Below are 12,736 nucleotides of genomic sequence, written 5' to 3'. Positions count from 1 at the left end.
AAGGCTATTCGAATCGTTTCATCACTTCCGGCAAAATGTCTGGAATATCGCCCGCAAGCATTGATCTTACACCTTTCGTTTTTACAAACAGATCTGCACATAAACCGTGTAAATAGACTGCATTTGCCACAGCTGCTTTTTTGTTCTCATAATAGGACAAAAAAGCAGCGATGATTCCCGTTAATGCATCTCCGCTCCCGCCTTTGCCCAAAGCAATGTTTCCAGTTGGATTGATCATTCCTGTTCCATCCGGAAATGCAATCACTGTATATTGGCCTTTTAAAACAACAATGACATTTTCTTCAACGGCAAATTTAGAAGCAGCTTCGATTCTGTTCTTTTGTATATAGCTGATCGGCTGATCGATTAAACGGCTAAATTCACCCGGATGCGGTGTTAACACAATAGGATGTTGTCTATTTTTCGGATATGTGCGTTTATGTAACGCACCGGCATCCAGCACAACAGGCCAATCGTTTTGTAAGATGGATTGAATGGCTTTTTCGGTCTCTTCTCCAGGAACGATACCTGGTCCAATTGCACATACTGACAGCTTTTCCGGGAATTCACCATCTCCTGCTTTTATAAGACCTTCAAAAAAATAAGTTGCTTCAGGAATTTGCCCGGCGATGGCACCGGCTACAAATGGTGTTGTGCCGATCACAAGCTTGCCAATTCCTGCCCTCATAGCTCCCTTCGCAGCAAGAAGCACACTTCCCGGCATTTCGTCGGAGCCAGCAATTAAATAGCCTGTTCCAAAAGTGCCTTTATGGGAAAAAGACGGATGGTTCGGCCATGTTTGCTTCACATCTTTTTCTGTCCAGACCTTCCATTTCCCTTCTTCCTTCAGGCCGATGGACACAACTTCCTTTTTTCCGTAAAAAGATGAAGAAGGCAGCAAAAAGGCTGATCGCTTATATCCGTGGATGCTGATGGTGACGTTTGCTTTAACCGCTATTGGCGCTTCTCCGGAGTCGGATAAAACTCCTGAAGGAACATCAACGGAAACGACAAAAGCGTTTTGTCCATTAATCCATTCAATGATGTTTTTCACATCATCTCTTAGCGGATGCCTTGCACCGACCCCCAGCAAAGCGTCAACGATGACTTGGTAATGATTTTGTTCATATTCGGCTGTTTCGAGAAAACCGCTGTTTTTATAAAAAGCGAAATGATGCTTCGCTGCTTCACTTTTCGGTGCCCCAAGCGGAAAAGAAAGATCGGCATGGTAGCCGTTTTGTTTTAAATATCTGGCCAAAACAATTCCATCTCCGCCGTTGTTGCCTTTACCGGACAATATTAAAATGCGATCATCTTTTTTTACGTACGAAACAAGCTTTTGAAATAAAGAGCGCCCGGCGTTTTCCATCAACACAATAGAAGAAAGGCCATTTTTTTCTGCCAGATTGTCAATGTTGCGAATATCCTCTTCAGTATAAACGAACACGAACAACACCTCCTCTCAAAAAGGAAAGAAAAAATAAAGGGATGATTAGCTATTTTGCTTCTTCAAAATATTCTTTGTAAAACCCGCCTACTTTTCCGGAATTGTCGATAATAAAATAATACTCTTCCGTTTCGTTCAAGACATCATAAGTTTGTCCAGGTGTCAATACATTATTTACCATATACTTTTTTGCATTTGTATGTAAACATACAACTTTTTTATTCGCTTTTTTGTTTTTCCATGATAGATGATTCATGTTTGCCACTCCTTCAATCGCTCGTTTTCATATGAAAAGAAGAACGCGGAATGCGTTCTTCCTTCATTAGTGATTTACCCTTCCAGCAAGAGCTGCTCTGGATCCTCCAACAGCTTTTTGACAGTTGCCAAGAAGCTGACAGCTTCTTTTCCGTCAATAATACGGTGGTCATATGATAAAGCAATATACATCATCGGACGGTTTTCAATGCGCTCTTCGTCAATCGCAACTGGGCGAAGCTGGATTTTATGCATCCCTAAAATACCGACTTGAGGTCCATTTAAGATCGGTGTTGACAATAAAGATCCGAAAATACCGCCGTTAGTTATCGTAAATGTTCCTCCTTGCAGATCCGAAAGCGCAAGTTTATTTGCTCTCGCTTTTGCTGCAAGATCGGCAATTTCTTGCTCGATTTGAGCAAATGTTAAGCGATCTGCATCTCTTACAACAGGAACAACCAAACCTTCATCTGTAGAAACAGCTACTCCAATATCATAATATTTTTTCAACACAATTTCATCGCCTTGAATTTCCGCATTCAGTAGAGGGAATTTTTTCAAGGCTGCGACTACTGCTTTTGTAAAGAAGGACATAAAGCCTAAACGAACATCATGCTCCTCAAAAAATTGATCTTTTCTCCGTTTGCGGATGTTCATAACTGCTGTCATATCCACTTCATTAAAGGTTGTCAGCATAGCTGCTGTATTTTGAACTTCTTTTAGACGTTTGGCAATGGTTTGTCTTCTGCGGGACATTCTGATCCGTTCCACAGGCTTCTGATCTGCAACCGTTGCCTTTTGTGTTTCTTGCGGTTCTGGTTTTGGTTTATTAGGGGCTTTTTCTTCCGCTTTTGGCGCTTCATAATATGCAATATCTTGTTTGCGAACACGACCGAGCGGATCAGCCGTCGGCACGGCCGATAAGTCGATTCCTTTTTCACGTGCAAGCTTTCTTGCTGCAGGCGTTGCGATTGGGCGCGGTTTGCCTGCAGACTGTTCTTCCGATTCCACTTGAACTGTTTGCTCCTCTCGATTTTGCTCTGGAGCGGCTTCTACTTTTTGTTCTGGCTGAGGGCTGCTTGCCTGTGGAGCTTCACTTGCGCCTTCATCGATGATTCCGATGACTTCGCCAACTTCGACAACATCGCCCTCATTTTTAAATACTTCTTTTAAAACACCAGCATGTTCAGCAGTAATTTCAACATTGACCTTATCGGTTTCCAGCTCAAGAATGTATTCGCCTTTTTCAATTTTATCGCCAGGTTTTTTCAACCATTGAGAAATTGTACCTTCTAAAATGGATTCTGCTAGTTCTGGAACTTTAATTTCAGCCATTTTTTAAATTTCCTCCTCATTCATTCCATGTAAGCGCTTCTGTTATGATTCGGCTCTGCTCTTTTTTGTGAATTGTCGGGTCTCCTTCTGCAGGGCTTGACCGTCTTGGACGTCCAATATATTTAACAGCGAGCTTATCACCCACAATAGATTTTAATTGCGGATATGTGAAAATCCACGATCCCATATTCTTCGGCTCTTCTTGCACCCAGACGATTTCCTGCAAGTTAGGGTATCTTTCTATAATCTCTTTAATTTCTTCTTCAGGGAACGGATAAATTTCCTCCACCCGTACAATATGAAGAAAATCTTTTTGATCTAATTTTTGTAGACCATTCGCCAATTCTATCGATATTTTGCCAGTGCACAAAATTAAACGTTTTACTTTTTCTTTATTTTGACCTAAACCAGGCTGCTCAATAACCGGTTGAAATTGACCTTCAGTCAGCTCTGTAACGTCGGAAACCGTATTTGGATTACGCAGCAAGCTTTTTGGCGTCATAATGATGAGCGGACGCACTTCTTCTTTTGTTAAAATCGCTGCTTGTCTTCTTAGCAAATGAAAATATTGAGCAGCAGTCGTTACATTTGCCACCGTCCAATTGTTTTCTGCAGCAAGGGTCAAGTACCGTTCCAAACGCCCGCTGGAATGTTCCGGTCCCTGGCCTTCATATCCATGTGGCAGCAACATGACGAGTCCAGATTTTTGTCCCCATTTTGCCCTGCCGGCTGAAATAAATTGATCGAATATGACTTGTGCAACGTTTGCAAAATCACCGAATTGTGCTTCCCAAATGACAAGCGTTTCCGGAGAAAATACGTTATATCCGTATTCAAATCCCAATACAGAAACTTCAGACAACGGGCTGTTATGAATCGCAAACGATGCTTGAACATCCGACAAACGATGCAGCGGCGAGAAGGTTTTGCCTGTTTTCACATCGTGCAAGACTAAATGTCTATGAGCAAAAGTCCCGCGTTCCGAATCTTGTCCAGTAATTCTAAGCGGAGTTCCATCTCTCAAGATTGTCGCAAAAGCGAACGCTTCTGCAAGCGACCAATCTACTTTTCTTTCTTCTTCATATACTTTTGCCCTGCGTTCTAGAATTTTTTGCAATTTATTAAAAACGGTGAATCCTTCTGGGAAAGTAATTAATTCCTTGTTAATTTTGTCAAGGACATCCACCGGCACAGTCGTGTCGATTTTGGGCAGACCATGGCTGACCGTTTCTGGAATATGAATTTCCTCTTCTTGGTGTTCGTTTTTTGGAACTTTATCGTATGCTTTTTTCAGCCGATCCTGCACTTCTTGTTCAAACTTTCTTGCGTCTTCTAAAGAAATAATTCCATCGCTTTCAAGCTGTTTAGCATATAATTTGCAAATTGTTTCATGTTTCTTAATTTTTTCATAAAGCAACGGATTTGTCGCCATCGGCTCATCCATTTCGTTATGCCCGTAACGGCGGTATCCGATTAAATCAATTAAGAAATCTTTATGGAATTTATTGCGATACAAAATGGCAATATAAACAGCTGCCAAACATGCTTCTGGATCATCCGCATTCACATGAACGATCGGAATTTCGAAGCCCTTGGCTAGGTCGCTGGCATATTTTGTTGATCGAGAATCATGGCTTTCCGTCGTAAATCCAATCATATTATTGGCGATAATGTGGATTGTTCCTCCGGTTTTGTAACCGTTTAACTGACTAAGGTTAAGAGTCTCTGCCACGACTCCCTCGCCAGGGAATGCTGCATCGCCGTGAATCAGCACAGCCATGGATTTGTGAATATCTTGTTCAGGATATCCGCGCACATTACGATTATCTTGGGCTGCACGTGTATACCCTTCCACAATCGGATCCACAAACTCTAGATGGCTAGGGTTGTTCGCTAGCGTGAGCCGTGCACGAACAACATTATGATCTTTAATTTTTCTGTCCGCACCTAAATGATATTTCACATCTCCGGTCCAGCCGTAGTTGATTCCGATTGAACCTTCAGACGGAACCAATTCTTTGTTCGGTGCATGCTGGAACTCAGAGAAAATAAGCTCAAATGGCTTTCCTAACACATGAGCCAACACGCTTAGTCGGCCCCGATGCGCCATTCCGATGTTTATATTTGTCGTTCCGCTTTTCACAGCTTCAGAAATCAGCTCATCAAGCATCGGAACGAGCATATCAACACCTTCAATGGAGAATCTCTTTTGGCCGACAAATGTTTTATGGAGAAAAGATTCAAATCCTTCAACTTCTGTTAATCGCTTCAAAAGAGAAATGCGTTTCTCTTTTGAAAGTGTTTTGAAAATTTTCCCAGATTCCACCATTTCGTTGAGCCATTCATGCTCTTCAAAATTGTGGACATGCTGAAATTCAAATGCAATCGATTTTGAATAAACATCTTTTAAATATTGGATCGCTTCGTACCCGTTGTGTACATGATCAGGAGTATACGGACTCAACAATTTGGCCGGTATTTCAATTAAGTCCTCTTTCGTCAGACCGTATCTTGATTCATTCAAAACATCTTCTTCGTTATGTTTTATCCCCATAGGATAAATAGAAGCATCCAAATGTCCAAATGTCCGAATATCCTCTGCAAACCTTACAGCAGCTGCTACTTTTTGCAGCTTTTCAAACGTATAAGACAAATTTCTGCTTACAGTGGATGAGGAGTTTACATAAGATTGTTCAGTTAGAGCCTCAGGAGCCCCCCAAGCATCAAACATGTTTCTTAATTCTTCATCAACAGAATTCGGATCTTCTAAATATTGTTCATATAAGTCCATGACATACCCTAAATTAGGTCCGTGAAAATCACGCCATGCGATTTTTAAATTTGACGAAGTTTCTTCCATTTTCTTAAAAACCCCCAATGATCACTAATCATTAGAATTCTTCTGCTTTGTTTCCCCACAAAAAATTTTTTTAAATTCTCATCACCATCCCACAAGAAGCAAGCTATATTTTTTTAAATAACCGCTTCCACCGCTATTTTAACACTATTCATCAGATTGACCAATAGTATTTACTTAAAAATTAGCATCTTTATATAATAATTTTCTTGATTTTTTGAATACATGTTGTATTCTGCCATGTTTTGGCGGTTTATTCGATTGTTTTTTGCAGCAATTTTTTCAAAAGCGGGAACAAGACGTCCGGGAGTTCTGTGATATTTTGCACCATGATGCTGTGTTTTCCATAAATCGTTTTCATTACCTTTCTTTTGCTTTCTTCAACTGCTCCGGCGGATAAAAATATGTTCAGCACCTCTATACCGTGCTTTCGTGCATTCATTACGGCTTCATGTGTATCGACAATTCCGTTTTGATCATATCCGTAGGCAGCAGGCTCACCGTCTGAAAAAACAAGAAGAAATTTTTGCTTCTCTTTTCTTGCAAGCAGTTCGTTTGTCATATGCCGGATCGCAAAACCGTCGCGGTTATCTTCTTCAGGCAAAAGCTGCATGATTTCTGGTCCTGAGCTGGAGCTAAGTGAAGTTTCGAAGTTGATTACTTTTTTGAAATAGTTCGGCTGGTTGTTTTCTGTACTGTTTGCCGAGTCTTCCCAAAAACCGACAATTTGATGTGGAACCCGAACAGACTTTAACGTTTCATGAAACAAAATGATGCCTCGTTTCGTTTCTTCCATTTTGTCGTGCATGGATGCAGAGCAGTCGACGAGCAGTGTAAACACCCCGTCAAGATCATTCGCAGGATTCCTTTTTTTGAAAAAAAGCTTCGGGTTTTCATCCGTCCATAGACGCAACAGCTTTTTATTCAATCTGCCAAAATGTTCATCTTGTTTTGGATATGTCTTTTTATGTTCAAGCGTTTTTTGAATGATTCGCTGCAAACGTTTTTTGTACACGATCAATTGCTGCAATTCCTTTTCATACGCAGATTTTTCTGCTTCCTTTGGCATGTTTGCCGTCAGGAAATATGCTTTTGCATGCTTGTTTTCCTTCCCGAGTTGTTGTTGTATTTCTTGCTCTGCTTCTTTTTGCAGCTTTTCATCAGCATTTACTTCGTCATAATAATTGTTTTGAGTCTGTCTAGCTGAACCTTCCACAATCACAAGCGCCTGATCTCCCGTCTCAGTTTGCCTTGCATGTTCATCTATTAAATTCGTTTGCGTTCCTTGTTCTAAATCAAATTGCAAAAAGCTTTTCGTCGGTGTGGATGTTTCACGATGCCATATGGCCATTTTTTCATCATGAAGATCTTCATCGCCCTTTTTTACATTATCCAGTGCATCATGATTTTGAAGCCGGTCTTTTCGTTTCATGTCGTCAAAAGTCAAGGTATGGAGATCTTTTTCCGATAAATCAGGCAAAATGAAATAAGTATGGATCAAATCTTTTTTCAACACTTCATCCAACAGCCTCATCGTCTTCAGGACAATATCGGAAACTTCTTTCGTGCTATTTGCATCGTATACGTTCATCACTTGTTCCTTCACGAAAGGCAGCAGTTCATCTATTTGGACGCTTATTTCTGGTACATTCAAAACAGGTGATGTGGCCGTAGCCATTTCATACAGGGCCGCAAAGAGCGCATCGGTTGCAAATCCCCGATCAAGACTTGCTTTCAGCTGATCATGGTAATATTTTTTATAAATATTCAGTCGCTTGCGGAAATAGCGCTTTGTCCCGGGACGATCGCGTTTAACCAGTTCTTCAATCCGGACATCTTCAAGCAGCATCAACAGCTGTTTTGCAAATTTTTGATGATGTAATGTCCGAACGAGATCATGAAATGCAGCAATTTGATGAAAATCCGTATAATAATAGCTGCCAATTGCGCGCAAATAAATGTCTGATTTAAATCCTGCAAGCTTGTCTTCTTCCGCACGATCGTTCCAAAAATGGCTGATATAAATTTTTTGTTCTGCTGGATGAAAGTAAGACTGAACGGCAAAAGCGATATCGATATCTCTTCGTTTTGTCAATGTTTGCGCTAAATCGGACAGCTCCATCATTAACATTGAATCTATGATTTCATCATTAAATTTTATATAATGCATCGGATTTCCCTCACTCAAAAACGGTTTCTGCAATGTTCATGATCGCTCTTTTTTCCAGCTCATCATCCAATTTTGCTGCAATGGCCCGTTCAATCGCTCTTAAAGGGGGCAAATAAACCGACAAATCGCAGGCATCGATCAAAGCCCGGATGGAAGCTGCTTCTTCCGAAACCTTCCCGATTTTTACTTGTGTAATAATGTCGCTGGATAATGTGAGAAACTTTTCTATCAGCTTTTCATCTTTTAAAGAAGACTGCTCAGTGAGCACTTGTTTTAACTTTTCATTTTGTACATATGGAACATCAATCACGACGAATCGGTTTTTCAACGCTTCGTTTAACGGAACCGTCCCTACATACCCTTCGTTAATAGCTGCGATGACACCAAATCCCTCTTTCGCCGCCACAACCTCTTGTGTAAATGGATTCGTGATCCGCCTCCGGTAATCTAGCACCCCATTTAAAATTGGCAATGTCTCAGGTTTCGCCATATTGATTTCATCTATATATAAAAAATGCCCTTTTTTCATCGCCTGAATAACAGGTCCTTCGACAAACTCAATGGCTGTTTGATTGCTGGAATTGACAATCGTTTTATATCCAAGCAATGCTTCGGCATCAAGATCAACTGAACAGTTAATGCTGTGCATCGGCTGAGAAAAAAATGATGACAGCGTTTCAGCAAGTTTCGTTTTCCCAGCACCGGTCGGTCCTTTTAACAAAACATTTTTTCCAAGGGCCAATGCCACCAGCGCATCATACAAAATGACTGGATCGTCAGACAAAAAACCGCCTTGTCCAATTAATCTTTGATCTTGATCAGAATGCACCCGCTTTTTGCGAGATTCAATTACATTTATTATTTCTTTTGGCAAATGAAGCTCTAAAGACATCATAAAAATTTCCTTTCTAATCATCACGTTCTTTTTTATATTGTTTCACTACATAACTATATCATATCCTTTTTTAACACATTAATTTTTAAGATTCTTTTGAATTTAAAATATTGTAATTTTTACAGACAGCACAAACCATAGACGTGGTTTGTACTACTGGGATTGTCCAGAAAGTCAAAATCCATCAAATCATAAGCATGAATATATCAACGTTTTAAAAAAAGTTAAAGGGGCGTCTATAAGCCCAAAAATCGACTTATTAGACAGCCCCTATAAATCAATAAATTATATAGAAATTTATTTATATTGAACTCAACTTTCGCATACTAGTAGCTTAGTTAAAATTTTATATATATAGATCTTGTAATTCAAATGTATCATTTAACATTTTGGCAACATTAAGAAAGACACCTATTTTCAGACCGTCGAAAAACGGTCCAAGCTACATATCCATGCAGATGTTAACATGTCAAGTTACATCTATATAGGGAGGAATGGATTCAATCCAATCGTTTTCTATCTTACCAAATGAAAGGAAGATGATGGACGCCTTTCCGCCATTCCCCCATCTCTGGATGTTGGGAGCTCTGAACAGACAATCTTAATTATCGGAATAAAAAGAACAAATCATTTGATGGAAAAGATGAAGCTTTCCCTTTAACTGATGAACGCCGCTCCGTATCAAGAAAGAGCGGCTTTTCTGATTGGACCATCATTCGTTTACACTTGTCCTGCACCATACGAGCGTTTTCGTCGTTGTGATGGCATACAAAATCCGTTGAACACCGAACGTGCAGATTTTGGATACTAATGCGTCTTTTCAAGCGGCTTTTTAGTCTAATTCACATTCATCGAGAGGAACGACCTTTGTCTTTTTCACGATTTTATAGCCAAACCAAACTGCTAAAAACAATGGCAATCCAATGTAAGAAACGAGAATACCGTACCAGTCGATTGATTCTCCCATGAAGGCCCTGTAGTTCTGTCCCAAAATGACGACCGCGCAAAGTACCAGAGCAAACAGCGGTCCGAATGGAAACCATTTTGCTTTGTAAGGAAGATCACGGAGATCTCTCCCTTGCGCAACATACGCTTTGCGGAAACGATAGTGACTGATTGCAATGCCAAGCCATGCAATGAACCCCGACATACCAGAAGCATTTAATAACCATACATAGACGATCCCATCCCCAAAAAACGAAGCCAAGAAAGCAAGCGTTCCTAATGAAGCAGTAACCAGTAATGCATTAACAGGGACTCCCCGGCGATTCAACTTAGCCAAAAATTTTGGCGCTTTCCCCTCTTTTGCTAGCCCCCAAAGCATCCGAGTAGACGCATACATACCAGAGTTTCCAGCTGATAAAACCGCTGTTAAAATGACAGCATTCATAACGGATGCAGCGAACGCAATGCCAGCTTTGTCAAAAACGAGAGTAAACGGGCTGACCGTAACATCGCTATTCGCTAGATTTTCATTCGTATATGGAATAAGAAGTCCGATTGCTAAAATAGCCAATATATAAAATAGCAAAATGCGCCAAAATACTTGCCGAATGGCGCGAGGAATGTTACGCTTCGGATCCTCGCTTTCACCTGCTGCAACTCCAAGCAGCTCTGTTCCTTGGAAAGAAAAACCCGCCGCCATAAAAATGCCGAGAGTCGCCATGAAACCACCATGGAATGGAGCGTCGCCGATGGTGAAGTTTTTAAATCCAACCGCTTCACCACCCATAATACCTACAATTATTAAAAAGCTGACAATAAGAAAAATAATGACTGTTATTACTTTAATGAGCGAAAACCAATATTCTGCTTCGCCAAATCCTTTTACGGATAAATAATTAAGCAGAAACATAATTACTAAGCATAAAGCGCTCCATAAAAGTGAAGGACTATCAGGAAACCAAAATTTCATAATTATAGTCACAGCAGAGAGCTCTGCGGCAATCGTAATGGCCCAGTTGTACCAGTAATTCCATCCTAGAGCAAATCCGAGCGCAGGATCGACAAACTTAGTTGCATACGTACTAAACGTTCCAGTAACTGGCATATAAGCTGCCATTTCTGCAAGACTGGTCATCAAAAAATACACCATTATACCAATTGCAATATACGCTACCAGCGCTCCGCCCGGCCCAGCAGTATGAATTGCTCCACCGCTGGCTAAAAACAATCCAGTGCCAATCGTCCCACCAAGAGAAATCATCGTTAAATGCCTTGTTTTTAGCTTGCGTCGAAGCTGGTTAGGCGAAGAATGGGCGGTCGTAGCTGTTTCCTTCTTTTTAATAACGCTTTCCATTGTTTTCATCGCTCCTTTTTTCTTTGTCATGGAAAGGAGCCGGGTGATAATCGAGTAGGAGTGGGTGACTAACCCCCGACCTCTCACACCACCGTACGTACCATTCAGTATACGGCGGTTCAATTAAGATGACGCAGAAATTGATATCTTTCGAATAGACTTCTTAACCTTTGTCGACTCCAGTAGGAGTTGTCGAGGGTTTTGTGTAGAATGGGACTGCAGGCAATCCGACAGTATTTCTTGCGTATTACCCCACTCGAATGGCTTATGCGTTGGAACACTTAATCCTCTGAGTTTCCGAATTTTTGTTTTCGGCGTTTTCCACTCTTTCCATAAACACATTCGAAGTCTTCGTCTGATCCATTCGCCAAATTCTTTGAACTTACTTGGCGTATCTGCCAAGGCAAAATAGCCGCACCATCCCCTTGCGTTAAGCTAACTGCTCTTCTGCCTTTGCAGCTCGGGACTTTCACCCTAGAGATTACACCCATGCTGGGCGCACCAAAAAAGCCGCCGAAGGTGATTCGGCGGCAATACAAACATTACCCGTATCAACCCTTCCGTGAAGATAGCGCTCCACGGCTGCTTTTCTTCAGGCAAACCGTGACAGTGCTGCCCCTGTTCGGTGGCAACCCCAGTCCGCACATCCAGAGAAATGTGCGAACTTCGGCGGCTTTCCCTTTCCAGCGAAGTCTTCAATGTTCTCTGCATCTCGTTCGCAGTACTCATAAAAGCCGCAACCTCTACCTCATCGGGTGAATGAGGATGCTATTTATTTAATTCCATAATGATTATAAAACAATTTTTGTGCAAAAACAATATCTATTTGCACCTCGATTGAGACAAGATTTTTTCGTATAGAATTTTTTAAAATCCAACCATTGCTTTCAAGGGATGATCAATCGGTCTACCAGATGATTGTTGTAGATAGAAGACATGGTTTCTCGTGATGACTTCGATCTTTTGTTTAGAAATGATTTTAAATATGGTTCTTACGAAATTTTTTATGAAAACGAGTAAGGGTTGAAAACAAGTTTATATTTGTTATTTCGCAATAGTTATCACAATCGATAAAGTACCTGTTTCTCTAACAAAAATAATCCAGTTCGTCCGCAAGTCACTCGTTTTATTATTTGTAAGCGATTGATTTGACCCTCAAGCAGACCGATGTTTTAGGGGGAAGTAAAGCATTCCTTACAGCTTGGATATCACTTCTCAGCCTAAAAGCATAATAATAAAATGGTGTTGGGATCATTTCACCCTCCCTCTATAAACTTTAATTTTCTTCAAAATTCTCACGTTTTCTTTAAATTTCACTAACTTCCAATAGCTTCTTCACCTCATGTTAGTAGATATTAATTGAATATATTTACATGGTAGGGTCCGTCCCACCTAACAGATTTACAATATCTGTAATATCCTGTATGACCGTGCTCCTAATCAATACCTATAGCACCTCCTTCAGATCAACAGAGTAT

Annotated in this window: 7 protein-coding genes, 1 pseudogene and 1 riboswitch; all 8 genes and pseudogenes read right to left on the bottom strand. The window is 40.7% G+C overall.

Annotation, left to right across the window (positions count from 1 at the left end):
* Positions 1–4 precede the first annotated feature (4 nt).
* Positions 5–1,447, bottom strand: coding sequence for an NAD(P)H-hydrate dehydratase (locus RI196_RS08400; protein WP_311067247.1), 1,443 nt, complete (start codon positions 1,445–1,447; stop codon positions 5–7).
* Between the two features lie 49 nt (positions 1,448–1,496).
* The gene (locus RI196_RS08395; protein ID WP_063389709.1) at positions 1,497–1,703 is read right to left on the bottom strand and encodes a DUF6501 family protein; all 207 of its coding nucleotides are present in this window, start codon (positions 1,701–1,703) and stop codon (positions 1,497–1,499) included.
* A gap of 74 nt (positions 1,704–1,777) precedes the next feature.
* Positions 1,778–3,037 (bottom strand): 2-oxoglutarate dehydrogenase complex dihydrolipoyllysine-residue succinyltransferase, encoded by a 1,260-nt coding sequence (odhB, locus tag RI196_RS08390; protein WP_063389708.1) that lies wholly within the window; start codon positions 3,035–3,037, stop codon positions 1,778–1,780.
* Positions 3,038–3,053: 16 nt separating this feature from the next.
* Positions 3,054–5,897, bottom strand: a complete 2,844-nt coding sequence (gene sucA, locus RI196_RS08385; protein WP_063389707.1) for a 2-oxoglutarate dehydrogenase E1 component — start codon at positions 5,895–5,897, stop codon at positions 3,054–3,056.
* Between the two features lie 250 nt (positions 5,898–6,147).
* Positions 6,148–8,064: a vWA domain-containing protein gene (locus RI196_RS08380; protein WP_311067246.1), complete on the bottom strand. Its 1,917-nt coding sequence runs from the start codon at positions 8,062–8,064 to the stop codon at positions 6,148–6,150.
* Positions 8,065–8,074: 10 nt separating this feature from the next.
* Complete coding sequence (locus RI196_RS08375; RefSeq protein ID WP_130157580.1) at positions 8,075–8,980, bottom strand: ATP-binding protein; 906 nt, start codon at positions 8,978–8,980, stop codon at positions 8,075–8,077.
* 811 nt (positions 8,981–9,791) lie between these two features.
* Positions 9,792–11,258 carry an amino acid permease gene (locus tag RI196_RS08370; RefSeq protein ID WP_063389705.1) on the bottom strand — a complete coding sequence of 489 codons (1,467 nt, stop codon included), beginning with the start codon at positions 11,256–11,258 and terminating at the stop codon, positions 9,792–9,794.
* A gap of 119 nt (positions 11,259–11,377) precedes the next feature.
* Positions 11,378–11,681 (bottom strand): annotated as a pseudogene (locus RI196_RS08365) (group II intron maturase-specific domain-containing protein); the annotation flags it as partial.
* Between the two features lie 138 nt (positions 11,682–11,819).
* Positions 11,820–12,012: riboswitch (Lysine riboswitch) on the bottom strand.
* Positions 12,013–12,736 lie beyond the last annotated feature (724 nt).

Source organism: Aeribacillus composti, assembly GCF_031760945.1.
GTDB lineage: Bacteria > Bacillota > Bacilli > Bacillales > Aeribacillaceae > Aeribacillus > Aeribacillus composti.
The sequence above is the reverse complement of the archived record's forward strand: the minus strand, read 5'-3'. Positions and strand labels throughout refer to the sequence as shown.